Origin of the sequence: Pandoraea sp. XJJ-1, from assembly GCF_026802345.1 — a bacterium.
In the GTDB taxonomy this organism is placed as follows: domain Bacteria; phylum Pseudomonadota; class Gammaproteobacteria; order Burkholderiales; family Burkholderiaceae; genus Pandoraea; species Pandoraea cepalis.
The window spans coordinates 1847999-1872549 of sequence record NZ_CP113827.1 but is presented as its reverse complement, the minus strand read 5'-3'; the positions used below and the strand labels follow the sequence as shown (position 1 = coordinate 1872549).

The following is a 24551-nucleotide window of genomic DNA, read 5'->3' as shown; positions in this document are numbered from 1 at the left end:
GACGATGGATCAGCGTTGTGGCGACCGCTCGTTCGGCTGCCACACGCCCGATAATATCTTTTCCAGCCAGAACGCGCCGATGATCGATTTGACGTCCGTGATACGCCCGTCCCGCACCCATTGCAGCAGTTCGGTCGCGGGCATCTTGAACACGTCGAGAAACTCGCCCTCGTCGAGGCGTTGTTCGCCAAGCGTGAGGTCGCGCGCAAGCCAGATGTCAATGAATTCCGTCGAGTACGAAATCACCGGGTGAATACGCGTGAGGTAATCCCAGCGCTCGGCGCGATACCCCGTCTCTTCCAGCAACTCACGCTGGCCGCACGCGAGACCGCCCTCCGCGTCGTCGAGCTTGCCGGCGGGCAGCTCCGTCATCACGCGCTCGAGCGGATACCGATACTGACGCTCCATGAGCACCTGGCCGTCGTCGAAGAGCGGGATCACCATGACGGCCCCCGGATGGGTGGTGTATTCGCGCGTTGCCGTCTTGCCGTCGGGTAGACGCACGCGGTCGCGCTTGATGGTCAGGAACGAACCGTCATAGACCGTATCGCTCTCAAGACGCGTCTCAATCAGATGTCGATCGTCGAATTGACGCTGGGTCATAAGCCCTCCACGGCTGAAAATTGGCGAACCCAAAACAAAACGCCGCCCAAGGGCGGCGTCTTGCGAAGCAAACATCTCAGGCCACAACGGCAGCCGGTCGATGGCGCCACAAATACCGGTACACGAAGCCCGGAAACGCGAACACGACGAAAAGACTGGCCGTGACCGCATAGAACTGCCAGCCCTGCGAAAACACGTTGCCGATGCCCGACTCGATCAGATAACCGAGCGCCCCCACCACGAAGTAAGCCACCGCCATCTCGACCAGCCGGCACCACAGCGGCTTGACCGCTCGCTTGAGCGCGATGACGCCAAACAGGCGCTGGTTCACGAACGGCAGATTCGCGCCCAACAGGGACAGCACAATCACCAGCATACCGCCTGCCGACATACCCATCGATCATCCCTCCGCCGGTTCGTCTGTCGTGCGCCGGGCCGGTCATTTCGACCCGCCCGGCCGCCTTCGTGTAGTCTAACGCGCTCAGCTGGCGAGCGTCAGCTTGATGGTGCGCAGGCACCAGTCCATCAGCGGGCCAGGCATCAAGCCCAGGTACAGCAGGACCAAACCGTTGAGCGACAGCACGAAACGCATCGTGCCGCTGCCCTGCAGCGCATTGTGGTCATCGGCCTTGTCGAAGTACATCAGCTTGACGACACGCAGGTAGTAGAACGCACCGATCAGCGAGGCCAACACCGCCACCACCGCCAACCACACCATGCCCGCGTTCACCACGGCTTGCAGCACGGCCAGCTTGGCGTAGAAACCTGCCAGCGGCGGAATGCCGGCCAGCGAGAACATCAGCATCAGCATCACGAACGCGAACCACGGGCTACGCTGGTTCAGGCCCTTCAGATCGGAGAGATTCTCTGCCTCGAAGCCTTGGCGCGAGAGCAGCAGCACGATACCGAACGTGCCCAGCGTCGTGAGCAGGTAGATCACGCTGTAGAACATCGACGAACCGTAGGCGTCGGCGATCCCGTCGATCTTGCCGCCCACCACGCCCGAGAGCATGCCCAGCAGCACGAAGCCCATGTGCGAGATGGTCGAGTAGGCCAGCAGGCGCTTGACGTTGGTCTGCACGATCGCCGTCAGGTTACCGATCACCAGCGAGAGCACCGCCATGATGATCAGCATCTGCTGCCAGTCGATCGCCAGCGGCAGCATGCCTTCGACGAGCAAGCGCAGCAGCAGCGCGAAGGCGCCCAGCTTCGGCGCGCCACCGATGAGCAGCGTGACCGGGGTCGGCGCGCCCTGGTAGACGTCGGGCACCCACATGTGGAACGGCGCAGCGCCGAGCTTGAACGCCAGACCGGCCACCACGAACACAACGCCGAACACCAGCACGACCTTGTTCACAGCACCCGAAGCGATGACTTCGAAGACCTTGGACAGTTCGAGCGAGCCGGTCGCGCCGTACATCATCGACATGCCGTACAGCAGGAAGCCCGAGGCGAGCGCCCCCAGCACGTAATACTTCATGGCCGACTCGGTCGCGTTCGTCGAATCGCGCCAGACGGCGGCAAGGGCGTACAGCGACAGCGACATCAGTTCCAGACCCAGGTACAAGGTCAGGAAGTTGTTGCCCGAGATCATCACCGACAGGCCCAGCAGCGAGAACAGGCTGAGAACGTAGAAGTCGCCGCGGGCGAGACCGCGGGCTTCCAGATACTTTTGACCGTAGACGAACGTGACGAACGTAGCGAGGCCGCCAAAGGCCTTGAGCAGGTTCGACATCGGATCGGCGACGAACACATTACCGAACAGGTAGTGCGACGCCGGATCACTGGCGTTGCATGCCCACAGCACGGACACGACTGCGGACGTGATGAGCGCCAGCACGTAGTTGAGCTTGCGCGTCTGGCCGAGGAACGCGTCGCACATCATGATCACGAGGATCATGAGCAGCAGGATGGCCTCCGGCAACGCAGGCAGCAGATTGATGTTTTGCATGATCTGGATATCCTCCCCGATTAAGGCAGCTTGGTCTGCGCCACGTGGGCGAGGAGGTTAACGACGGAGGTGTGCATCAGGTCGGTGAAGGGCTTCGGATAGATACCCATGAACAGCGTGAGCGCCGCCAGCACGGCCAGCATGAAGAATTCGCGCTTGTTGATGTCGACCAGCTCGCGCACGTGATCGTTGGCGATCGCGCCGAAAATCACGCGCTTGTACATCCACAGCGAATACGCCGCACCGGTGATCAGCGAGGTCGCAGCGAGCAGACCCACCCAGAAATTCAGCTTCACGGCGCCCAGGATCACCAGGAATTCGCCCACGAAGCCCGACGTCGCCGGCAGACCGCTGTTGGCCATCGTGAACAGCATGAACAGCGCTGCGAACTTCGGCATCGTGTTCACCACACCGCCGTAGTCGGCGATGTTGCGCGAGTGCATGCGGTCGTACAGCACACCGATACACAGGAACATGGCGCCCGAGACGAAGCCGTGCGAGATCATCTGGACCAGCGCACCCTGCATGCCGATTTCGCTGAACATGAAGAAGCCGAGAATCGCGAAGCCCATGTGAGCGATCGACGAATACGCCACCAGCTTCTTCATGTCGGTCTGCACCAGGGCCACGAGGCCGATGTAGACGACGGCGATCAGCGCGAGCGTGATCATGAAGCCCGACAGGTAGTGACTGGCGTCCGGGGCGATCGGCAGCGAGAAGCGCAGGAAACCGTAGGCCCCAAGCTTGAGCATGATCGCGGCCAGCACGACCGAGCCGCCGGTCGGCGCTTCCACGTGGGCGTCCGGCAACCAGGTATGCACCGGCCACATCGGCACCTTCACGGCGAAGGCCATGAAGAACGCCACGAACAGCAGTATCTGCACGTTCATCGGCAGCTTCGCGGCGTACCAGTCGGTCAGCGTGAACGAGTGCGTCACGTTGTAGAGGTAGATCAGCGCGACCAGCATGAGCAGCGAGCCGAGCAGCGTGTACAGGAAGAACTTGAACGCGGCATACACCCGGTTCGGGCCGCCCCACACACCGATGATCAGGTACATCGGGATCAGCGTGGCCTCGAAGAAGACGTAGAACAGCAGGCCGTCTTGCGCCGAGAACACCCCGATCATCAGACCCGAGAGGATCAGAAACGCGGCCATGTACTGGGCGACGCGCTCCGTGATCACTTCCCAACCCGCGATCACCACGATCACCGTGATAAGCGAAGTCAGCACGATCAGCCACAGCGAGATGCCGTCGATGCCGAGGAAGTAGTTGATGTGGAAGCGGTCGATCCAGCTCGATTTCTCGACAAACTGGAACGCCGCCGTATTGGCGTCGAAGTTCGAGATCAACGGCAGCGTGACCAGGAAGCTCATCAGCGACCCGATGAGCGACAGCGCACGTGCGCCGCCCGGGTTGCGGTCATTCCCCACCGCGAGGACAACGATCCCCGAGATGATGGGTAGCCAGATGGCCAGACTCAGAAGCGGTAGCGATTGCATTATTGTTGGCTCCCCCTATTACTTGCCGTTCAACGTCACAAACAGCGTCAGGAGCCCGAGCATGCCGAGGATCATGGCGAACGCGTAGTGGTAGATGTAACCGGATTGAACGAAGCGGATGACACCGGCGAACCAGCCCACCAGACGCGCGCTGCCGTTCACGACTGCGCCATCGATGAGACCTTGATCGCCAGCCTTCCACAGGCCGCGACCGATCTTGAGCGCGCCCTTGGCGAAGACCACTTCGTTGATCTTGTCCATGTAGTACTTGTTGTCGAGCAGGTTGTAGATGCCCGAGAACCGATTTTTCAGCGCTTCCGGAATATCCGGGCGCTTCAGGTAGAAGAACGCCGCGAGCACGATGCCCAGCGCCGACAGGGCGATCGGGAGCGTGCCGAACGAGTGCAACGCCATCGCCAGCCAGCCGTGGAAATCGTGGCTCAGCTCTTCCATCGCCGGATGGTTTTCGCCAACGTAGATCACGTCCTTGAACGCCACGCCCTGCTTGAAGAAGCTGCCGAACAGCATCGGGGCAATCGCGATGGCGCCGATGATGACCGACGGAATCGCCAGCAGAATCAACGGGATCGTGACCACCGCCGGCGACTCGTGCGGCTTCTGACCCGGGGCCAGACCGTGGTGGTGATCGGCGGTTTCCTCTTCTTCCTCGTGATGCTCGTCATGGTCGTGATGCACCTGACCGAAACGCTCCTTGCCGTGGAAGACCATGAAGTACATGCGGAACGAGTAGAACGCCGTGACGAAGACGCTGGCGACCACGGCGAAGTACGCGAAGCCCGAGCCCGGCAGATGCGAGGCGGCCACGGCTTCGATGATCGAGTCCTTCGAGTAGAACCCGGCGAAGAACGGTGTCCCGATCAGCGCGAGCGAGCCCAGCAGCGACGTGATCCATGTGATCGGCATGTACTTCCACAGGCCGCCCATGTTGCGCATGTCCTGATCGTGATGCATGCCCATGATGACCGAGCCCGCACCGAGGAACAGCAGCGCCTTGAAGAACGCGTGCGTCATCAGGTGGAAGATGGCGACCGGGTAGGCCGACACGCCGAGCGCGACCGTCATGTAACCGAGCTGCGAGAGCGTCGAGTAGGCCACGACACGCTTGATGTCGTTCTGGATCATGCCCAGGAAGCCCATGAACAACGCGGTGATCGCGCCGATGATCGTGATGAACGACAGCGCCGTGTCCGAGAGTTCGAACAGCGGCGACATGCGGCTCACCATGAAGATCCCCGCGGTCACCATCGTGGCCGCGTGAATCAGTGCCGAAATCGGGGTCGGGCCTTCCATCGAGTCCGGCAGCCACACGTGCAGCGGGAACTGCGCCGACTTACCCATCGCACCGATGAACAGGCAGATACAGGCCACGGTGATCAGGCGCCAGTCGGTGCCCGGAAACGACAGGGCCGCGACCTCGTTGGCCTTGGCGAACACTTCGCCGTAGTTCAGCGTGCCGGTGAAGGCCAGCAGCAGGCCGATACCGAGCAGGAAGCCGAAGTCGCCGACGCGGTTGACCAGGAACGCCTTCATGTTGGCGTAGATCGCGGTCGGACGCGTGTACCAGAAACCGATCAGCAGGTACGAAACCAGGCCCACCGCTTCCCAGCCGAAGAACAGTTGCAGGAAGTTGTTGCTCATCACGAGCATCAACATCGAGAACGTGAACAGCGAGATGTACGAGAAGAAGCGCTGGTAGCCAGGATCTTCCGCCATGTAGCCGATGGTGTAGATGTGCACCATGAGCGAGACGGAAGTGACCACGCACATCATCGTAACGGTGAGCGTGTCGACGAGGAAGCCGATCTCGAGCTTGAGCTCGCCGATGCGGGCCCATTCGTAGACGGTGGCGTTGAAGCTCGCCCCGTTCATGACGTCGATGAACGTCATGACCGACAGGACAAACGCGACCAGTACGCCGAGGATCGTGACCGTGTGGGCGCCCGCGCGTCCGACTTGCTTGCCGAACAGGCCGGCAATCAAGGAGCCGACGAGCGGCGCCAGCGGGATCGCGAGCAGCAGGTTGGGATTCAATGTGGATGCCATAACAGCGTTCGCTTTGTTTAACCCTTGAGGCGGTCGAGATCTTCGACGTTGACCGTTTCGAGCTTACGGAACAGCGTGACCAGAATGGCCAGCCCGATCGCGGCTTCCGCCGCGGCCACCGTAAGAATGAAGAACACGAATACCTGACCGGCAATGTCGCCCAGGTAATGCGAAAACGCGACGAAGTTCAGATTGACCGCGAGCAACATCAGCTCGATGGCCATGAGCAGCACAATCACATTTCTGCGGTTGAGGAAGATACCGGTAATGCTGATCGCGAAGAGAATCGCGCCCAACACCAGGTAATGCGCTAGCGACAACGAGATCATGCTGTCTCCTTATTCCGCCGCCGGCGCGTCGGTGCCGGTGGACTGCTGCCGGGCTTCGGCGGGCATCGACACCAGACGCACGCGGTCGCGCGCCTTCACGCGCACCTGCTGGCTCGGGTCGGTCTGTTTGTGGTCCTTACGGGTACGCATGGTCAGCGCAACTGCCGCCACGACCGCCACCAGCAGGATCAGACCTGCCACTTCGAAGGCAAAGATATAGTCGGTGTACAGCGCGATACCAAGCGCCTTGGTGTTCGCCACGTCCGGGGCCGAGACCGCCTTGACCGGCGAGCGCGTGGCGCCGTAGCCGCGCATGAGCACCAGTGCCGATTCGACGATCATGATCGCGCCGACAGCGCTCGCCAGCGGGATGAACTTGCCGAAACCGCGCCGCAGTTCGTCGAGATTGATGTCGATCATCATCACCACGAACAGGAACAGCACCATCACCGCGCCGACATACACGAGCACCAGCATGATGGCGAGGAACTCGGCCTCGAGCAGCATCCAGATCGCCGCGGCGTTGAAGAAGGCGAGCACCAGGAACAGTGCCGACTGTACGGGGTTGCGCGCGGTCACGACCTTCAGGCCGGAGATCACGAGGATCAGCGCAAACACGTAGAAAAGAAAGGTTGTGAATTCCATAATCACCGGGTGTTGCGAGAATTAGCCAACGTCAATTGCCGTACCGGGCGCACCGTCGCTGCGCTGCGCCCTGCCCTGCTTAACGGTACGGCGCATCGGCCGCCTTGGCCGCCGCGATCTCGTTTTCGTAACGATCGCCCACCGCGAGCAACATCTCCTTGGTGAAGTACAGATCGCCACGCTTCTCGCCGTGGTACTCGAGAATGTGCGTCTCGACGATCGAGTCCACCGGGCAGCTTTCTTCGCAGAAGCCGCAGAAAATGCACTTGGTCAGATCGATGTCGTAGCGCGTGGTACGGCGGGTGCCGTCGTCGCGCACATCCGACTCGATCGTGATGGCCATTGCCGGGCACACCGCTTCGCACAGCTTGCAGGCGATGCAGCGCTCTTCACCATTCGGATAACGGCGCAGCGCATGCAGACCGCGAAACCGCGGCGACATCGGCGTCTTCTCTTCCGGAAACTGCACCGTCACCTTGCGTGCGAACGTATAGCGCCCTGTGAGCGCCATGCCCTTGAGCAGTTCCAACAACAGGAAACTGCCGAAAAAGTCTTTGATTGCCCTTACCATGGGATTCCTCTACTCCGTTCGCCTCAGCCCCAGATGTTCCAGGGGGACATGATCCAGACACCCACCACGATCACCCAGATGATCGTCAGCGGCAGGAATACCTTCCAGCCCAGACGCATGATCTGGTCGTAGCGGTAGCGCGGGAACGTCGCACGCACCCAGATGAACACCGACAGCAGCAGGAACACCTTGAACGCCAGCCAGAACACACCCGGGATGAACGACAGGAAGCCGAACGGCGCACTCCAGCCCCCCAGGAACAGCACCGAGGCCAGCGCCGAGATGATGATCATGTTGATGTACTCGGCCAGGAAGAACAGGGCGAAGCCCATGCCCGAGTATTCGATCATGTGACCGGCCACGATTTCCGATTCGCCTTCCACCACGTCGAACGGGTGGCGGTTCGTTTCGGCAATGCCCGAGACGAAGTAGACGACGAACATCGGCAGCAGCGGCAGCCAGTTCCACGACAGCAGGTTCAGCCCCAGACCCGCGAACATGCCGTGCTCTTGCGAACGCACGATGTCCGACAGGTTGAGCGAGCCGGCCGTCATCAGCACCGTGACCAGCGCGAAGCCCATGGCGATTTCGTACGAAATCATCTGGGCCGACGCGCGCATGGCGCCGAGGAAAGCGTATTTCGAGTTCGATGCCCAGCCGGCGAGAATCACGCCGTACACGCCGATCGACGAAATCGCGATGGCGTAGAGCAGCCCGGCGTTCACGTCGGCCAGCACGGCGCCCGGCTGGAACGGAATCACCGCCCAGATCGCGAAGGCGGGCAGCACGGCCATCACCGGCGCGATGGCGTAAATGCCCTTGCTCACCTGCGACGGCGTAATGACTTCCTTGAGCAGGAGCTTCAACACGTCGGCGATCGGCTGGAGCAGACCGGCCGGGCCCACGCGGTTCGGGCCCAGACGCACGTGCATCCAGCCGATGAGCTTGCGCTCCCACAGAATCAGGTACGCCACGCACAGCAGCAGGATCACGGCCACGACGAGGATGCGGACCAGCGCCCACACCGTCGGCCAGGCCACGCCCAGCAGTTGCGTGCCGTATTGATTGATGACTTCGTTCAGGCTCATTTACGCCTTCTCCACCGAAATTTCACCGAACATCGCGCCAAGCGCGGCGGATGCCGGCGTGGCCGCCGGCACGCGCACCACATTGGCAGGCAACGTTTCCGAACGCGCAGCCGGCAGCGTGACCACCGCATCGCCCTGACGCACGCGCACGGCGTCGCCCGCGGCGAGGCCCAGGCGATCGAACAGCGCCGCCGGGAGCGTGGCACGCAGCGCGGCCTTGGCGTCGTTGGTCAGTTGCAGCGACGGGGCACGGCGTACCAGCGCGTCGGCCGAGTAGATCGGCACGTCGGCCAGACGCTCCAGGCCCTGCCCGGCTGCCGTCGGTGCAGCCAGCGCGGCCTTGGCGCGGTTGTCGAGCGAGGCGGCCGAGAATCCGGCGAGCGCTTCGTCGCGCACCTGTTCCGCGGTGTCCTGCGCGAAGCCTTGCAGCTTGAGCAGATTGCCCAGCACGCGCAGCACCTTCCAGCCCGGACGCGTCTCGCCCAGCGCACGCACCACACCGTTGAAGTGTTGCGGCAGCCCTTCGGCGTTGACGAACGTACCGGCCGTCTCCGTGAACGGGGCGATCGGCAGCAGCACGTCGGCGTACTCGAGGCCGTGCTTGAACGGCGAGAGCGAGACCACCATCTTCGCGGCGTTCAATGCCGTGAGCGCTTGCTTCGCATCGGCCGAGTCGTACTCCGGCTCGGCGTTCAGCAGCAGATACGCCTGGCGCGGTTGCGCGAACAGCGCAGCGGCGCCCTTGGCGTTCGTGGCCTTCACCGCGTAGGCACCGACCGTGTTGGCGCCTTCGGTGAGGAAGCCCAGCGTGGCGCCGGTGATATCGGCGATCACTTGCGCGATGGCGTGCAGTTGTGCGAATTGCGGATGCTGCACCACGGCGTTGCCCAGCAGGATGGCACGACGCTCGCCGTTCACCAGCGAGGCGGCGATGGCGTTGGCCGTGTCGCTGACGTTCACGCCGGCGAGCTCAGTCGGGGCGGCAACGCCCTTGGCCGCCGCCGCGGCGAGCGCGATACCGGCCAGCTCGCTCACCCATGCGCTCGGTGCGGCGATGATCTTGTTGGCGAGCTTCACCAGCAGATCGTCGTCCGAGCCGTGCAGCACGTGCAATTGGCCACCGGCCTTCACCGCGGAGCGCAGACGCGAAGCGAACAGCGGATGATCCTTGCGCAGGAACGAGCCGACGACCAGCGCGCTTTGCAGCGTGTCGAGGTCCGCGATCGGCAGGCCGAGCCACGGAGCCCCCTGGGTGCCGCCCGACACGTCCGTCTGACGCAGACGGAAGTCGACGTTATCGCTGCCCAAGGCGCGCACGAACTTTTGCAGCAGGTGCAGTTCTTCGATCGTGGCGTGCGGCGAGGCCAGCCCGGCGACGGCATCGGCGCCGTGGTCGCGGATGATGTCCGTCAGACCATGCCCGACATATTCGAGCGCCGTCTGCCAGTCGACTTCGTGCCACTCGCCGCCTTGCTTGAGCATAGGCTTGGTGAGGCGCTCGTCGCTGTTCAGACCTTCGTACGAGAAACGATCCTTGTCCGAGATCCAGCATTCGTTGAGCGCTTCGTTTTCGAGCGGCACAACGCGCATGACCTGGTTGTTCTTCACTTGCACCACGAGGTTCGCACCCACGCCGTCGTGAGGGCTCACCGACTTGCGGCGCGACAGCTCCCACGTCCGGGCGCTGTAGCGGAACGGCTTCGAGGTCAGGGCACCGACTGGGCACAGGTCGATCATATTGCCCGAGAGTTCGGAGTCGACCGTCTTGCCGACGAACGACGTGATTTCCGAGTGCTCGCCGCGCCCCAGCATGCCGAACTCCATCACGCCGGCCACTTCCTGGCCGAAACGCACGCAACGGGTGCAGTGAATGCAGCGCGACATCTCTTCCATCGAGATGAGCGGGCCGACATTCTTGTGGAACACCACGCGCTTCTCTTCCTGATAGCGCGACGCCGACTTGCCGTAACCGACGGCCAGGTCCTGCAGTTGGCACTCGCCCCCCTGATCGCAGATCGGGCAATCGAGCGGGTGGTTGATCAGCAGGAACTCCATCACCGATTGCTGCGCCTTCACAGCCTTCTCGGAGTTGGTGCGCACGATCATGCCGTTGGCCACCGGTGTGGCACAGGCCGGCACCGCCTTCGCGGCCTTCTCGACCTCGACCAGGCACATGCGGCAGTTCGCGGCGATGGACAGCTTCTTGTGGTAACAGAAGTGGGGAATATAGGTGCCGTTCTTCTTGGCAGCCTGGATCACCATGCTGCCTTCGGGCACCTCGACCTTTTGGCCGTCAATTTCGATTTCAACCATAGCGGTTCAATGCCAAGCGTCAAAAGGGATTAGTGAGCGCCGACCAAGCAATGCTTGTGCTCGACGTGGTAGGCGAACTCGTCCCAGAAGTGTTTGAGCATGCCGCGCACTGGCATCGCTGCGGCGTCGCCCAGCGCGCAAATGGTGCGGCCCATGATGTTCTCGGCCACCGAGTTGAGCAGGTCCAGATCTTCCTGGCGACCTTCGCCATGCTCGATTCGATTGACCACGCGCCACAGCCAGCCAGTGCCCTCACGGCACGGCGTGCACTGACCGCACGATTCTTCGTAGTAGAAGTACGACAGGCGCAACAGCGAGCGCACCATGCAGCGTGTCTCGTCCATGACGATCACGGCGCCCGAGCCCAGCATCGATCCAGCCTTGGCGATGCTGTCGTAGTCCATCGTCGTTTCCATCATCAGCCCGGCCGGCACGACCGGTGCCGACGAGCCGCCCGGAATCACGGCCTTGAGCTTCTTGCCACCGCGCATGCCACCGGCCAGTTCCAGCAACTCGCCGAACGGCGTGCCCAGGGGCACTTCGTAGTTACCCGGCAGCTCGACGTCGCCCGACACCGAGAAGATCTTGGTGCCGCCGTTGTTCGGCTTGCCCATTTCCAGGTACTGCTGCGGGCCAGTGGCCAGCAAGAACGGAACCGCAGCGAACGTCTCGGTGTTGTTGATGGTCGTCGGCTTGCCGTACAGACCGAAGCTCGCCGGGAAAGGCGGCTTGAAACGCGGCTGGCCTTTCTTGCCTTCAAGCGATTCGAGCAGCGCAGTCTCTTCGCCGCAGATGTACGCGCCATAGCCATGGTGCGCATGCAGCTCGAACGAGAAGTCAGTGCCGAGAATGTTGTCGCCCAGATAACCGGCAGCGCGCGCTTCCTCGAGCGCCTCTTCGAAGCGTTCGTACACTTCGTAGATTTCGCCGTGGATGTAGTTGTAACCGACGGTGATGCCCATGGCGAAACCGCCGATGGCCATGCCTTCGATCAACGCATGCGGGTTGTAGCGCAGGATGTCGCGATCCTTGAACGTACCGGGTTCGCCTTCGTCCGAGTTACAGACAAGGTACTTCTGCCCCGGGAACGCGCGCGGCATGAAGCTCCACTTGAGCCCCGTCGGGAAGCCTGCGCCTCCGCGGCCACGCAGGCCCGATGCCTTGACGTCGGCAATGACCTGCTCCGGCGTGAGGCCTTCCTTCAGGATACGGGCAAGCTGCTGGTACCCCCCGCGCTTGACGTAATCTTCGAGGTGCCAGTTCTCGCCATTGAGGTCGGCGAGGATCAGCGGCTTGATGTGACGGTTGTGCAGCGACGTCATGCTTTCTCTCCCGCGGCGCCCGTGGCCTTGAGCTCGTCGAGGAGCGCGTCGACCTTGGCTTCGTTCATGAAGCCGCACATGCGATGGTTGTTCACCAGCAGGACGGGTGCGTCGCCGCAAGCGCCCATGCACTCGCCTTCCTTGACCGTGAAGAGACCGTCCGGCGTGATGTCGTTGTAGTCGACACCCAGCTTCTCTTTCAGGTACTTCGCCATCTCTTCGCCACGCGTAAGCTGGCAAGGCAGGTTCGTGCACACGGTCAACTTGAACTTGCCCACGGGGCGCGTGTTGAACATGGTGTAGAAGGTTGCGACCTCTTGCACCGCGACTGCGGGCATCTCGAGGTAGTCCGCCACGAATTGCATCACTTCGGGCGACAACCAGCCTTTCTCGACCTGCGCTACGGCAAGGGCGTGCATCACCGCCGACTGTTTCTGGTCGGCAGGGTATTTGGCAACGGCACGGTCGATTTTCTTCAGGGCTTCGGGAGAAAGCATTTCCGATCCGACGGTTCTTTAAAACGTTATCCCCGCTCGCGCCAGCGCTGGCAGACCGGTTTTTTCGGCCACCCGCGACTCACAGGCACGGCAACTGGAACGGCAATGGCATCGACCTGCGAAACCCTGCCGAATAAAACTTAAGGGCGCCAGAGGCGCCCACTGCGCGTTTAGCGATCGATCTCGCCGAACACGATGTCCTGGGTCCCGATGATCGCCACAGCATCGGCAATCATGTGGCCCTTCGCCATCTCGTCGAGCGCGGAAAGATGGGCAAAGCCCGGCGCACGAATCTTCAGGCGGTACGGCTTGTTCGCGCCGTCCGACACCAGGTAGATGCCGAACTCGCCCTTCGGGTGCTCGACGGCGGCATACGTTTCGCCGGCGGGCACGTGGAAGCCTTCGGTGAAGAGCTTGAAATGGTGAATCAGCTCTTCCATGTTCGACTTCATTTCGACCCGCGAGGGCGGCGCCACCTTGTGATTGTCCGTAATCACCGGACCTTCATTGGCACGCAGCCACGTCACGCACTGGCGGATCAGGCGGACAGACTGGCGCATTTCTTCCACGCGCACCAGATAGCGGTCGTAGCAATCGCCTTCCTTGCCCACAGGAATGTCGAAATCGAGACGATCGTACACTTCGTACGGCTGCTTTTTGCGCAGATCCCAGGCAATGCCCGAGCCGCGCAGCATAGCGCCGGAGAAGCCGAGCTGCATGGCACGCTCGGGCGACACGACGCCGATCCCCACCAGGCGCTGCTTCCAGATTCGGTTGTCGGTGAGCAGCGTTTCGTACTCGTCGACACACTTCGGGAAGCGGTTGGTGAAGTCTTCGATGAAGTCGAGCAACGAGCCTTCGCGTGCTTCGTTCATCTTCTTGATGGCGCGCTCGTTGTGGAACTTCGATGCGCGATATTGCGGCATCGCGTCCGGCAGGTCGCGATACACGCCGCCCGGACGGTAGTAGGCCGCGTGCATACGGGCACCCGAGACGGCTTCGTACACGTCGAACAGGTCTTCGCGTTCACGGAAGGCATACAGGAATACCGCCATCGCGCCCACGTCGAGTGCGTGGGAACCAATCCACATCAGGTGATTCAGAATCCGCGTGATTTCGTCGAACATCACACGGATGTATTGCGCGCGAATCGGCACGTCGACGCCGAGCAGCTTCTCGATCGCCATCACGTAGGCGTGCTCGTTGCACATCATCGAGACGTAGTCCAGACGATCCATGTACGGCACGGATTGCAGGAACGTCTTCGACTCGGCGAGCTTTTCCGTCGCGCGGTGCAACAGGCCGATGTGCGGATCGGCGCGCTGGATCACTTCGCCATCCAGCTCGAGCACCAGGCGCAGCACGCCGTGCGCTGCCGGGTGCTGCGGACCGAAGTTCAGAGTGTAGTTCTTGATGTCTGCCACAAGGCCACCTTAATGTTTCAGACCGGCGTAATGTTCTTCGCGGATGATGCGCGGCGTAATTTCGCGCGGCTCGATCGTCACCGGCTGATAGATCACCCGCTTCTGCTCGGGGTCGTAACGCATTTCGACATAGCCCGAGGTCGGGAAGTCCTTGCGGAACGGGTGACCGATAAAGCCGTAGTCCGTCAGAATGCGGCGCAGATCCGGGTGCCCTTCGAACACGATACCGACCAGATCGAAGGCCTCTCGCTCGAACCAGTTGGCCGAACTCCACAGATCGATCAACGACGCCACGACCGGCAGATCGTCGTCCGGGGCGAACACGCGCACGCGCAGACGCCAGTTGTGGGTCAGCGAGAGCAGATGCGAGACGGCGGCGTAGCGCGGGCCGTCGTAGGCACCGTCGCCGTAGGCCGAGTAGTCCAGGCCGGCAACGTCCATCAACTGCTCGAACTTGAGCTCGGGATGATCGCGCAGCGTGCGCGCGACCTCGAGATAGTCGCTCGCCTTGACGGTCAGCGTCAGCTCGTCGAGGGCTTCCACCAACTGCTCGGCGCGGGCGCCAAGCACGTTTTGCAGGGTGGTCTTGAGTTGTTCTAGTTTAGACATGGGCGGGAGCGGTTATTTACGCGCGATCGTCGCAGTCCGCTTGATCTTCGACTGCAACTGGATGATGCCGTAGACGAGCGCCTCGGCCGTCGGCGGACAGCCCGGCACGTAGACGTCGACCGGCACGATGCGATCGCAACCGCGCACCACCGAGTAGGAGTAATGATAGTAGCCGCCGCCATTGGCGCACGACCCCATCGAGATCACCCAACGCGGCTCGGCCATCTGGTCGTACACCTTGCGCAGCGCGGGTGCCATCTTGTTGCACAGCGTGCCGGCCACGATCATCACGTCCGACTGACGCGGGCTCGGGCGGAACACCACGCCAAACCGGTCCAGATCGTAACGCGCCGCGCCGGCGTGCATCATTTCGACGGCACAGCAGGCCAGGCCGAACGTCATCGGCCACAGCGAACCCGTGCGCGTCCAGTTGATGAGTTTGTCAGCCGTGGTGGTGACGAACCCTTCGCGCAAAACCCCTTCGATGCTCATATGCTTACCCTGAATCCTTCTGCAATGCGGCCAATACGATGCCGGCCTTATTCCCAGTCGAGCGCACCGCGCTTCCAGAGGAACACGAAACCGATCAGCAGCTCAAGCAGGAAACCCATCATGGAGATAAAGCCCACCCAGCCGATATCGCGCAGGGCGACGCCCCACGGAAACAGAAATGCCGTTTCGAGATCGAACAGGATGAAAAGGATGGCGACGAGATAGTAGCGCACATCGAACTTCATGCGCGCGTCTTCGAATGCCTCGAAGCCACACTCGTACGGAGAGAGTTTTGCGCTGTCGGGTTTGTTGGGGCCGAGGAATTTACCGACCCCAATCAGTAGCGCCCCAAGACCGCCACCTACCAGAATGAACAGCAGGACGGGATAATAGGTTCCGAGGTTCAACTCTACCCTCTTTTTGGTTAGTCCAAAAACCGCTTTCGTCATTGGCGTGGGGGCCAAAAAGCGGATGAACAGTGAGCACAAAATAAAATGCCAGCCAAAGCATAAACGCAAGGCTGGCATCGGAGAACTGTGGTGCCGACGGCGAGACTCGAACTCGCACAGCTTTCGCCACTACCCCCTCAAGATAGCGTGTCTACCAATTTCACCACGTCGGCATTCAAATTCTGCAATCCGCTGTCACTTACGAATCGCTTCAAGACCGCTATATTAGCGCTCTTCAGCATTTTGTTCAACGCACAAATCGATTTTTTTTCGATTTTCTTTACAGCTTATTACACGTTGCAAACCGCGCTGCGACTTACTTCGGCACGTCCTGCGGATTGGCTGCGGAAGCACTCACCGGCGCACTTGCCGCGACCGCGCCCGACGCCGTCATCGGCGACGTTGCGGCCGGCAAATTACCAAGGACACCGATGTTTGCCGCCGGCTTGTACGAACCGAGATACGTGAGACCCAGCGTGGTTACGAAGAACACGGCCGCCAGCACTGCCGTGGTCCGCGACAGGAAGTTTGCGGAACCCGACGCACCGAAGAGACTGCCCGACGAACCGCTACCGAATGCAGCGCCCATATCGGCACCCTTGCCATGCTGGAGCAACACCAGACCGATGATGCCCAGCGCGGAAAGCACCTGCACCACGATCAACAACGTTTTCAACAACCCCATCTCATCACCCGTATAGAAGAACCCGATTTGCCGTGCATTTTTGGTGCACCGCATCATAACCATTTCGTGCCGTTACGAAACCCGGCATCGGCGTCAGCGCGACAGACCCGCCTCGCAAATCGCCAGAAAATCGACCGCCTTCAACGCCGCCCCGCCGATCAACCCACCATCGACATCCGCCATCGAAAACAGCTCGGCCGCGTTATCCGGCTTCACACTGCCGCCGTACAACACCGCCACATCCATCACCGCCTCGCCCTTCGCACGCAGCAGCGAGCGCAAATGCGCATGCACTTCCTGCGCCTCGGCCGACGTTGCCGTCTTGCCCGTGCCAATCGCCCAGACCGGCTCATAGGCCACAACAATCTGGACCGCCTGCGCCGCCGTCAGCGCCGCGAGCACCGTATCGAGCTGACGCGTCACGACAGACATCGTTTCGCCGGCTTCACGCTCGGCGAGCGTCTCGCCGACGCACACGATCGGCGTCATGCCCGCGTCGAGCACACGCAAGGTCTTTGCCGCGACGCCCGCATCGGTCTCGCCGTGGTACGTACGACGCTCCGAATGCCCCACAATCACGAACTGTGCGCCGAACTCGGCAATCATCGGCGCGGAGACTTCGCCCGTGTAGGCACCACTCACCTGCGCCGACACCTCCTGCGCACCGAAGCCCAGCACCTGCCCCGAGAGGCGGGCCTGACATTGCGCGAGATAGGGGAACGGCACACACACGGCCGCCGTCACGCCCGGGGCGCTCAACACCGGTGACGCCAGCAGGTCGCCCAGCAGCGCCTCGTTGCCGGCCAGACTGCCATGCAGTTTCCAATTGCCCACGACGAGCTTGCCCGCCTTGCGGCCTAGGGTGCGAGCCGAAGCCGCAGTACCCGCAGTACCGATTGTCACGCGTGATCCCCCAATGCGTAAGGACGAAAAACCTCTCATTCTAGTGCGTCAGGGGCATGGGGGTCAATTTCGCCGACTTTCAAACGTGAGAATCCGCATGAAATGGGGCTTTCACGCGGATTCGCCTCGTGCGCCGACGCGAGATGACTTACCAGGTCAGCACGATCTTCCCGACATGCGTACTCGTTTCCATCAATGCGTGGGCTTTGTCTGCTTGGTCGGCCGGGAACGTCTGATAAATCACCGGCCGGATCTTGCCAGCCGCGAACAACGGCCAGACCTTCTCGTAGAGGTTCTGTGCAATCGCCGCCTTGAACGCCACCGAGCGCGGACGCAGCGTCGAGCCGGTCACCGTCAGGCGGCGGCGCAGCAGCGCCCCCATATCCAGCGTGGCCTTGCTGCCGCCGAGCAGCGCGATGACCGCGATGCGCCCATCGAATGCCAGCGCCTGCACTTCACGCGGCAGATAGTCGCCCCCCACCATGTCGAGCACGACGTCCACGCCGCGATCGCTGGTGAGCGCCTTCGTCACGGCGACGAAATCTTCGGTTTTGTAATTGATGCCCCGCTCCGCGCCGAGCGCTTCGCACGCGCGAGCCTTTTCATCGGAACCGGCGGTCGCGAACACGCGATGGCCCATGGCCACGCCGAGCTGGATCGCCGTCACGCCGATACCGCTCGTGCCGCCCTGCACCAACAACGTCTCCTTTTCGCCCGACTCGGTCTCGCCGAGGTGAGCGCGATCGAACACATTGCTCCACACGGTGAAGAACGTTTCGGGCAGCGACGCCGCCTCGACGTCCGAGAGCCCTTGCGGCACCGGCAGCACCTGCGAGAGCGGCGCGGCGCAGTACTCGGCATAGCCCCCGCCCTGCACCAGCGCACAGACGCGCGAGCCGACTTTCAATCCCCAGCGGTTATCCGGGCCGTCGAGCTTGCCATCGACGATCTCGCCCGCCACTTCGAGCCCCGGCAGGTCAGAAGCGCCCGGCGGCACGGGATACTGCCCGATGCGCTGGAGCACGTCGGGACGGTTCACGCCCGACGCGGTGACCTTGATGAGCACTTCGCCCGGCTTGAGTTCGGGGCGCGGCCGCTCAGTGAGCTTGAGCACTTCCGGTGCGCCGTATTGGGTGATCTCGATCGCCTTCATCGTGTCGTTCCTCGGTTGTCTGGACGACGCGCCGCATCAACGCCGGCCGTCCGTCTCGTTTCGTGGGATCGCGAGTCGTGCGGCCGCCCGCGAGTCAAACGCCGCGCGCGCCATGCCACAGACCTCGCATGAAAAATGGTGTCGAGCCGTACCTTATCACCGACGGCGCGATCGCGTCGGCCGTCGACGCAGGTCTCGGCGGCATTCGGAATCAAACAGGATTATTCGGGACAACTGAGGGACAACTGAGGGGCTACGGCCAGACAGGGGAGCACGCGGATGCCGGGGCACTGGCACGCGCGCCGTTTGACGAGCGCGTCGCGTGCGATCTCGAGACCGCGCACGACGCGCCGGGTTAGCCCCAAAAGCGGGGCGCCGGCTGCCCGAAGGCCGCTCGGCGCCACCACCTCGCCCTGGCGCCGTCAGGCGACGCCTTCCGACCCTTCGTCGATCAGCCCGTGCCGTATGGCGTAGTCGGCCAGCTCCGCACGATCGTCAAGCGCGAGTTTGTGCAGAATTTGTGCAACGTGTGATGCAATCGTCCGCTCGCTCAAATGCAACGCATGCGCGACTTCATTGACGGCCAGGCCGTCGACCAGCATATGAAACACTTCATTTTCGCGAATCGACAAGCTCAGGTGCCTAGACTTGTCGTCGTGTGCATCGGCGTCGTGCCGCGCGCGCGGCCCCCGATGCGAAGCCTGCGGTGGCTCACGGCGCGCCCCGGGTTCGCGCCACCCTGCGTCGGAAGCCGCCCGCGATGCTGCCCGGCTTCGTCCGCCTTCGAGTTTCATGCCCGCCTCCTGTAAAGAAACGTCCCACGCCCGAACCGCCGGCCGCACGTCGAGGCGAACGGAGGGCGTCGCCTATTGTGCGTCAGACAATTCACGCTCGTATCTTCGGGGAAGCTGATCGCTGTCGCGCATTCGATTGGTTGTGCCTAATCCGCCACGCATGCACCGTCGCCGAGCACGAAGCGTCCGCGGCCACCATGCTTGGCGTCGTACAGCGCGCGGTCCGCCGCGTCGAACATCATGTCGGGCGTCTTGACTTCACCGCTCGCGACCATCGCAACGCCCACGCACGCCCCCACCGTAACGGCCCCGACGGACAGCGACATCGGCCGCGACGTTGCATCGAGAATCGACATGGCCGTGCGCTCCACATCGAGAATATCCTGCACGTCACGCATGATGACGGCGAATTCGTCGCCACCGAAGCGGGCAATGACGTCGCCCTCGCGCACGCTCGCGACCAGCCGTTTGGCCAGACGCCGCAGCAACTCGTCGCCGAGCGCATGCCCCCACGTATCGTTGACGAGCTTGAAGCGATCCAGATCGACGAACAGCAGAGCCTGCGCGCCGCCCCCCTCGCGCGCCACGCGCAACGCACCCGCCAGCGCCTGATCGAAGCCCTTGCGATTGAGCAGCCCCGTCAGGTGATCGGTGTGCGATTCGCGCCGCCAGCGCCGCTCGTTCGAGCGCTCGACGGTGATATCGCGGACAAACACATGAACGCCGGCAAGGACATCGTGCATGGCCCATTCCGGCTGATAGCTCACCTCGAAGCAGCGGAACGCCGCGTCGTCGCCAAAATCCCAGATGAACGTGGCGGCTTCGCCCGCGAATGCCCGGGCGAGATGCGGCGCGAACTCGCGATAGAGCGATGAGCCGAGCAGCTCGCTCGCCGTCGCCCCGAGAATGCGCTCACGCGGCCGCCGCAACCGCAGTTCACAGGCCCGATTCACGAACGCAAAGCGCTCGTTGCTGTCGAGAAACGCGACGAGATAGGGCACCCGATCCGCAATTTCCTGCATGTGGCGCACACTCGCCCGCGCCGCCTCGCGCGAGCCCTCGAGCGCCTCGGTACGATCGCGCAGTTGCTCCATCATGTCGCGAAACGCGTTCGCGAGCGCCCCGATCTCGTCGGCACGCTGGACAGGCAGCGACTGCACTGCGCGCATGTCGCCGGCGCTGCGCTGCACGAGGTCGCGCAGTGTATCGAGCGGACGCAGCATGTGCCGCGCCATCCACCACATCGCGAACGCGGCCAGCCCGATCGCCGCGATCGCGAGCAGGATCACGCGACGCCGCACGCGCGCTAGTGGATCGAACGCTTCAGCCCCGGGCAACACTGCGACAACCGACCAGCCGGTCGTGGCCATGGTCGCGCGCGCCACCAACGGATGCATGCGCAAGAGAGGGTTCGGCCCCGGATCACGCACGCCGCAGAGCGTCTGCGCCGGGCCGACGGGCGAGAGAATTTTCGTCACGTCCGCCTGAATGACATAGCGCGCGGGATTTTCATTCGTCGTCACGCAGTAGCGGCCGGTCGCGCCGATCGCATTGCTCGCCAGATCGACCATGAAGTTTTGCCGCAGCAGATTGATCGCGCCGCCGATCACGGCAATCGTCTTGCCCTGCGCGTCCACGACGGGTACCGCGAGGATAATGCCCGGCGAACGGGTGATCCTGCCCGCGATCAGTCCGGACGCCGCCTGCGGCGCGCCCGCGAGCACCTACCGGAAATAGTCGCGATCGGCAATGTTGATCGCCGTGGCGGGGAACGTCGAGTCGTAGCGCATACGGCCGTCGGGCGCGGCGACGAAAATCGTGTTGAAGGTCTCGGGCATCGACACCGACATGTTGGCGAAGGCGTCGAACTGGGCGAGCGTCATCGCGTCCGGATGGCCAAGGTGGCGCGCCATGCGATGCAGGGCGAGAAACTTCCCGCGCATCTTGTCATCGAGCTGTTCGGCCACGAGCTGGACCTGTGTGTCGAGCTGCGCCTGCATCGAGCTTCGCAACTCCCCATAGACGAAGAATTCGATGCCGACGGCGACGCCGACGATCAATATCATCGAGACCAGGGCCGTCGTGGCCGCGACCCGTCCCTTCAACGACTTCACCATACTGGCCCGTGCGAAAGTAGCTTGCGATGCTTTTTGTTCATTTTTGCGGGTGCTTACCCCCGAAACGGCACATTTTCTGGAAACTTGAGCAAAATTTGCCGCCTTCGTGTAACAAACTCATCGACACTCACTTGCGACATTGCCGGACGACGGCTAACGATGTTCGCCGAACCCGTCGTAAAATTGCGCATCCAACGCGCCACGAGGGGGCGACGCGGCGCGCGCCACGCTGAATCGGCGCGGTATCGCACGCCGGCAGGGTCTCCCCGCCCCCCTCGTGACCCGATCTGCCCGACCCGACCGAATTCATGACGAGCACCCAAGCCCAAGCCACCCCCGCCGCCGCTGCACCGATGACGCCGATGATGCAGCAGTACACGCGCATCAAGGCCGACCATCCGAACATGCTCGTCTTCTATCGCATGGGCGATTTCTACGAGCTGTTCCACGACGACGCAGCCAAAGCGGCACGACTGCTCGACCTGACGCTCACCGCGCGGGGCCAGTCGGGCGGACAACCGATTCGCATGGCCGGTGTGCCGCATCACGCCGTGGAGCAATACCTCGGCAAGCTCGTCAAGCTCGGCGAGTCGGTGGCTATCTGCGAGCAGATCGGCGATCCCGCCACCGCCAAGGGGCCGGTCGAGCGCAAGGTCGTGCGCATCGTCACGCCCGGCACGCTGACCGACGCCGCCTTGCTCAGCGACAAGGTCGACCAGTATCTGCTGGCCGTACACATGCCGCCGGCGCGACGCGCCAGCGAACGCGTCGCCGGCCTCGCCTGGCTCTCGCTCGCCAGTGGCGAGCTGCGCCTGATGGAAGTCGCCGCTGACAAGCTGCCGCGCGAGCTGGAGCGCATCCGCCCGGCCGAGACGCTGGTGCCCGACAGCGCCCTCGAAGCCTTCGAGGGCTTCTCCCTCGGCACCACGACGCGCGTGCCCGACTGGCACTTCGACACGGCCGCCGGCACGCAACGCCTGCGCGATCAACTGGGTGTCGCGAGCCTGACGGCCTTCGGCTGCGACGGCCTGAACCCGGCGCTCGGCGCAGCCGGCGCATTGCTGCAGTACGCAGCGGCCACGCAGGGCCAGTCCTTGCGCCATGTGCAAAGTCTGAACGTGGAGCGGGAAGCCGCCTATATTGGCCTCGACGCGGCCACGCGGCGCAACCTGGAACTCACCGAAACGCTGCGGGGCACCGAATCGCCCACGCTGCTCTCGCTGCTCGACACTTGCGGCACCACGATGGGCAGCCGGCTGATGCGCCACTGGCTGCATCATCCGATGCGCGATCAGCAGGTGCCGCAGTCGCGCCAACTGGCCATTGCGACGCTGCTCGAAGGCCCGGGCACGTGGCGCGCGCTGCACAGCGAATTGCGGCATGTGGCGGACGTCGAGCGAATCACGGCCCGCCTGGCGCTGCTCACCGCGCGGCCACGCGATTTATCGAGTCTGCGCGACGCGTTGCGCCGCCTGCCCGAACTGCACACCACGCTGCGTGCCGTCGAAGCGCGTTCGCCGCTGCTTGCGATGCTGCACGAAGACCTCGCGATTCCCGAGGCTGCGCTGGCCATGCTCACGGGCGCCATCGCCGAAGAACCGGCGGCCATGCTGCGCGACGGCGGCGTCATCGCGCGCGGTCACGATGCCGATCTCGACGAACTGCGCGATATCTCGGAGAACTGCGGCCAGTTCCTCATCGATCTGGAAACGCGCGAGCGTGCGCGCACCGGCATCAACAATTTGCGGGTCGAGTTCAACAAGGTGCATGGCTTCTACATCGAAGTCACGCGCGGCCAGACCGACAAGGTGCCCGACGACTATCGCCGCCGCCAGACGCTAAAAAATGCCGAGCGCTATATTACGCCGGAGCTCAAGACGTTCGAGGACAAGGCCTTGTCCGCGCAGGAGCGCTCGCTCGCGCGGGAGAAACTGCTGTACGACGCGCTGATGCAAGCCCTGCTACCGCATATCACCGAGTTCAAACGCATCGCGCAGGCGCTCGCCCAGTTGGACGTTCTCGCCGCGCTGGCCGAGCGTGCCGAAACGCTCGGCTGGGTCAAGCCCGAGCTGGTGGAGGATCGCGTGGTCGACATTCGCCAGGGTCGCCACCCGGTCGTCGAACGACAAGTGGAGCGCTTCATCGCCAACGACTGCTCGCTGGGCGACGCGCGCCGCCTGCTGCTCATCACCGGCCCGAACATGGGCGGCAAGTCGACCTTCATGCGTCAGACCGCCCTCATCGCCCTGCTCGCTTACGTCGGCGGCTACGTGCCCGCCGAGGCGGTGCGACTTGGCCCGCTCGACGCCATCTTTACGCGAATTGGCGCGTCGGACGACCTCGCGGGCGGGCGTTCGACGTTCATGGTCGAGATGACCGAGTCGGCTGCGATTCTGCACACGGCGACCGACCAGAGTCTGGTACTGATGGACGAGATCGGGCGCGGCACGTCAACGTTCGACGGTCTCGCGCTGGCCTGGGCGATTGCGCGGCATCTGCTTGGGCACAATCGCAGCTACACGCTGTTCGCTACCCACTACTTCGAACTGACCCAACTGCCCGATGAGTTTGCGCAATGCGCGAACGTGCATCTGTCCGCCGTGGAGCACGGCGAAGGGATTGTGTTTCTACACGCGGTGCAGGACGGTCCAGCCAGTCAGAGCTACGGATTGCAGGTCGCGCAACTTGCCGGGGTGCCGATGCCAGTCATTCGCGCGGCGCGCAAGCATCTCGCGTTACTCGAGCAGCAGGCGCTCGATCCTGCCGCCCCACAACTCGATCTGTTTGCGCCACGAGCGCCGGTCGATGCCGGCGTCGATGACCCGTCGGAGGACGCCTTGGATAGCGCGTCGAACGGCCCGCTCGTGACGCAGGGCAGCCGTGGCTCGACGCACAGTGCCGCCGCCCTCGATCCCGCCGCCGAGGCGACGTTGGCACGTCTGTCGCAGATCGATCCCGACGAGTTGCGCCCGCGCGAAGCGCTCGAGCTGCTGTATGAACTGCGCGGCCTGATGGACGGCCGCAAGCACTGACGTCGCCC

24 protein-coding genes and 1 tRNA gene are annotated in these 24551 nt (G+C 63.0%); 2 read left to right on the top strand and 23 right to left on the bottom strand.

What is annotated here, in order from left to right:
• Positions 1-9: 9 nt before the first annotated feature.
• The 20 genes from OYT13_RS08545 to OYT13_RS08450 form a co-directional block, all read right to left on the bottom strand.
• Positions 10-603 (bottom strand): NUDIX domain-containing protein, encoded by a 594-nt coding sequence (locus tag OYT13_RS08545; protein ID WP_017233027.1) that lies wholly within the window; start codon positions 601-603, stop codon positions 10-12.
• Between the two features lie 76 nt (positions 604-679).
• On the bottom strand, positions 680-994 hold the full coding sequence (locus OYT13_RS08540) for a DUF2818 family protein (RefSeq protein WP_017233026.1): 315 nt from the start codon (positions 992-994) through the stop codon (positions 680-682).
• 90 nt (positions 995-1084) lie between these two features.
• Entirely contained in the window at positions 1085-2554 is a 1470-nt protein-coding gene (gene nuoN, locus OYT13_RS08535; RefSeq protein ID WP_017233025.1) for an NADH-quinone oxidoreductase subunit NuoN, read from the bottom strand.
• A 20-nt stretch (positions 2555-2574) separates the two neighbouring features.
• Positions 2575-4056, bottom strand: coding sequence for an NADH-quinone oxidoreductase subunit M (locus tag OYT13_RS08530; RefSeq protein WP_017233024.1), 1482 nt, complete (start codon positions 4054-4056; stop codon positions 2575-2577).
• A gap of 18 nt (positions 4057-4074) precedes the next feature.
• Complete coding sequence (nuoL, locus tag OYT13_RS08525) at positions 4075-6120, bottom strand: NADH-quinone oxidoreductase subunit L (protein ID WP_017233023.1); 2046 nt, start codon at positions 6118-6120, stop codon at positions 4075-4077.
• Between the two features lie 17 nt (positions 6121-6137).
• The gene (gene nuoK, locus OYT13_RS08520) at positions 6138-6449 is read right to left on the bottom strand and encodes an NADH-quinone oxidoreductase subunit NuoK (protein WP_017233022.1); all 312 of its coding nucleotides are present in this window, start codon (positions 6447-6449) and stop codon (positions 6138-6140) included.
• Between the two features lie 9 nt (positions 6450-6458).
• Positions 6459-7094, bottom strand: coding sequence for an NADH-quinone oxidoreductase subunit J (locus OYT13_RS08515; RefSeq protein ID WP_017233021.1), 636 nt, complete (start codon positions 7092-7094; stop codon positions 6459-6461).
• Between the two features lie 79 nt (positions 7095-7173).
• Complete coding sequence (gene nuoI, locus OYT13_RS08510) at positions 7174-7665, bottom strand: NADH-quinone oxidoreductase subunit NuoI (RefSeq protein ID WP_017233020.1); 492 nt, start codon at positions 7663-7665, stop codon at positions 7174-7176.
• A gap of 23 nt (positions 7666-7688) precedes the next feature.
• The gene (nuoH, locus tag OYT13_RS08505) at positions 7689-8753 is read right to left on the bottom strand and encodes an NADH-quinone oxidoreductase subunit NuoH (RefSeq protein ID WP_017233019.1); all 1065 of its coding nucleotides are present in this window, start codon (positions 8751-8753) and stop codon (positions 7689-7691) included.
• Positions 8754-11066 carry an NADH-quinone oxidoreductase subunit NuoG gene (gene nuoG, locus OYT13_RS08500; RefSeq protein ID WP_268567591.1) on the bottom strand — a complete coding sequence of 771 codons (2313 nt, stop codon included), beginning with the start codon at positions 11064-11066 and terminating at the stop codon, positions 8754-8756.
• A 29-nt stretch (positions 11067-11095) separates the two neighbouring features.
• Positions 11096-12388, bottom strand: a complete 1293-nt coding sequence (nuoF, locus tag OYT13_RS08495) for an NADH-quinone oxidoreductase subunit NuoF (protein ID WP_017233017.1) — start codon at positions 12386-12388, stop codon at positions 11096-11098.
• Positions 12385-12885: an NADH-quinone oxidoreductase subunit NuoE gene (nuoE, locus tag OYT13_RS08490; protein WP_017233016.1), complete on the bottom strand. Its 501-nt coding sequence runs from the start codon at positions 12883-12885 to the stop codon at positions 12385-12387. Before nuoE ends, nuoF begins: the two co-directional genes overlap by 4 nt.
• 170 nt (positions 12886-13055) lie before the next feature.
• Entirely contained in the window at positions 13056-14309 is a 1254-nt protein-coding gene (locus OYT13_RS08485) for an NADH-quinone oxidoreductase subunit D (RefSeq protein WP_017233015.1), read from the bottom strand.
• A gap of 9 nt (positions 14310-14318) precedes the next feature.
• The gene (locus OYT13_RS08480) at positions 14319-14918 is read right to left on the bottom strand and encodes an NADH-quinone oxidoreductase subunit C (RefSeq protein ID WP_017233014.1); all 600 of its coding nucleotides are present in this window, start codon (positions 14916-14918) and stop codon (positions 14319-14321) included.
• A gap of 12 nt (positions 14919-14930) precedes the next feature.
• A complete protein-coding gene (locus OYT13_RS08475) occupies positions 14931-15410 on the bottom strand; it encodes a NuoB/complex I 20 kDa subunit family protein (RefSeq protein ID WP_010807413.1) in 480 nt (159 codons plus the stop codon).
• Between the two features lie 47 nt (positions 15411-15457).
• Positions 15458-15817, bottom strand: coding sequence for an NADH-quinone oxidoreductase subunit A (locus OYT13_RS08470; RefSeq protein WP_017233013.1), 360 nt, complete (start codon positions 15815-15817; stop codon positions 15458-15460).
• A gap of 130 nt (positions 15818-15947) precedes the next feature.
• Positions 15948-16032: transfer RNA gene (locus OYT13_RS08465), tRNA-Leu, on the bottom strand.
• A 143-nt stretch (positions 16033-16175) separates the two neighbouring features.
• The gene (gene secG, locus OYT13_RS08460; RefSeq protein ID WP_026131777.1) at positions 16176-16544 is read right to left on the bottom strand and encodes a preprotein translocase subunit SecG; all 369 of its coding nucleotides are present in this window, start codon (positions 16542-16544) and stop codon (positions 16176-16178) included.
• Positions 16545-16637: 93 nt separating this feature from the next.
• Positions 16638-17447 (bottom strand): triose-phosphate isomerase, encoded by an 810-nt coding sequence (tpiA, locus tag OYT13_RS08455; protein ID WP_017233011.1) that lies wholly within the window; start codon positions 17445-17447, stop codon positions 16638-16640.
• Positions 17448-17595: 148 nt separating this feature from the next.
• The gene (locus tag OYT13_RS08450; RefSeq protein ID WP_017233010.1) at positions 17596-18600 is read right to left on the bottom strand and encodes an NAD(P)H-quinone oxidoreductase; all 1005 of its coding nucleotides are present in this window, start codon (positions 18598-18600) and stop codon (positions 17596-17598) included.
• Between the two features lie 128 nt (positions 18601-18728).
• On the opposite strand from OYT13_RS08450, the gene OYT13_RS08445 reads away from it, so the two are divergent.
• Complete coding sequence (locus OYT13_RS08445; protein ID WP_268567590.1) at positions 18729-18959, top strand: hypothetical protein; 231 nt, start codon at positions 18729-18731, stop codon at positions 18957-18959.
• Positions 18960-19022: 63 nt separating this feature from the next.
• Here the strand turns inward: OYT13_RS08445 and OYT13_RS08440 are convergent, their stop codons facing one another.
• The 3 genes from OYT13_RS08440 to OYT13_RS08430 all read right to left on the bottom strand — a co-directional run bounded on the left by OYT13_RS08440 (position 19023) and on the right by OYT13_RS08430 (position 21511).
• Positions 19023-19394 (bottom strand): response regulator transcription factor, encoded by a 372-nt coding sequence (locus OYT13_RS08440; RefSeq protein WP_150563050.1) that lies wholly within the window; start codon positions 19392-19394, stop codon positions 19023-19025.
• A gap of 146 nt (positions 19395-19540) precedes the next feature.
• Entirely contained in the window at positions 19541-21118 is a 1578-nt protein-coding gene (locus tag OYT13_RS08435; protein WP_268567589.1) for a diguanylate cyclase domain-containing protein, read from the bottom strand.
• Positions 21119-21511 (bottom strand): hypothetical protein, encoded by a 393-nt coding sequence (locus OYT13_RS08430; RefSeq protein WP_268567588.1) that lies wholly within the window; start codon positions 21509-21511, stop codon positions 21119-21121. It lies immediately after the preceding gene.
• 308 nt (positions 21512-21819) lie between these two features.
• On the opposite strand from OYT13_RS08430, the gene mutS reads away from it, so the two are divergent.
• The gene (mutS, locus tag OYT13_RS08425; RefSeq protein ID WP_268567587.1) at positions 21820-24543 is read left to right on the top strand and encodes a DNA mismatch repair protein MutS; all 2724 of its coding nucleotides are present in this window, start codon (positions 21820-21822) and stop codon (positions 24541-24543) included.
• Positions 24544-24551: the final 8 nt, after the last annotated feature.

Excerpts from the sequence above, each read along its gene's own strand:
- nuoG (WP_268567591.1), bottom strand. The coding sequence starts at position 11,066 with ATGGTTGAAATCGAAATTGACGGCCAAAAGGTCGAGGTGCCCGAAGGC.
- OYT13_RS08530 (WP_017233024.1), bottom strand. The coding sequence starts at position 4,056 with ATGCAATCGCTACCGCTTCTGAGTCTGGCCATCTGGCTACCCATCATC.
- OYT13_RS08480 (WP_017233014.1), bottom strand. The coding sequence starts at position 14,918 with ATGTCTAAACTAGAACAACTCAAGACCACCCTGCAAAACGTGCTTGGC.
- OYT13_RS08475 (WP_010807413.1), bottom strand. The coding sequence starts at position 15,410 with ATGAGCATCGAAGGGGTTTTGCGCGAAGGGTTCGTCACCACCACGGCT.
- OYT13_RS08445 (WP_268567590.1), top strand. The coding sequence starts at position 18,729 with ATGAAAAATGGTGTCGAGCCGTACCTTATCACCGACGGCGCGATCGCG.
- nuoK (WP_017233022.1), bottom strand. The coding sequence starts at position 6,449 with ATGATCTCGTTGTCGCTAGCGCATTACCTGGTGTTGGGCGCGATTCTC.
- OYT13_RS08515 (WP_017233021.1), bottom strand. The coding sequence starts at position 7,094 with ATGGAATTCACAACCTTTCTTTTCTACGTGTTTGCGCTGATCCTCGTG.
- nuoN (WP_017233025.1), bottom strand. The coding sequence starts at position 2,554 with ATGCAAAACATCAATCTGCTGCCTGCGTTGCCGGAGGCCATCCTGCTG.
- secG (WP_026131777.1), bottom strand. The coding sequence starts at position 16,544 with ATGGGGTTGTTGAAAACGTTGTTGATCGTGGTGCAGGTGCTTTCCGCG.
- OYT13_RS08450 (WP_017233010.1), bottom strand. The coding sequence starts at position 18,600 with ATGAAGGCGATCGAGATCACCCAATACGGCGCACCGGAAGTGCTCAAG.
- nuoH (WP_017233019.1), bottom strand. The coding sequence starts at position 8,753 with ATGAGCCTGAACGAAGTCATCAATCAATACGGCACGCAACTGCTGGGC.
- nuoL (WP_017233023.1), bottom strand. The coding sequence starts at position 6,120 with ATGGCATCCACATTGAATCCCAACCTGCTGCTCGCGATCCCGCTGGCG.
- OYT13_RS08440 (WP_150563050.1), bottom strand. The coding sequence starts at position 19,394 with ATGAAACTCGAAGGCGGACGAAGCCGGGCAGCATCGCGGGCGGCTTCC.
- nuoI (WP_017233020.1), bottom strand. The coding sequence starts at position 7,665 with ATGGTAAGGGCAATCAAAGACTTTTTCGGCAGTTTCCTGTTGTTGGAA.
- nuoF (WP_017233017.1), bottom strand. The coding sequence starts at position 12,388 with ATGACGTCGCTGCACAACCGTCACATCAAGCCGCTGATCCTCGCCGAC.
- OYT13_RS08540 (WP_017233026.1), bottom strand. The coding sequence starts at position 994 with ATGTCGGCAGGCGGTATGCTGGTGATTGTGCTGTCCCTGTTGGGCGCG.
- OYT13_RS08430 (WP_268567588.1), bottom strand. The coding sequence starts at position 21,511 with ATGGTGAAGTCGTTGAAGGGACGGGTCGCGGCCACGACGGCCCTGGTC.
- OYT13_RS08545 (WP_017233027.1), bottom strand. The coding sequence starts at position 603 with ATGACCCAGCGTCAATTCGACGATCGACATCTGATTGAGACGCGTCTT.
- mutS (WP_268567587.1), top strand. The coding sequence starts at position 21,820 with ATGACGAGCACCCAAGCCCAAGCCACCCCCGCCGCCGCTGCACCGATG.
- nuoE (WP_017233016.1), bottom strand. The coding sequence starts at position 12,885 with ATGCTTTCTCCCGAAGCCCTGAAGAAAATCGACCGTGCCGTTGCCAAA.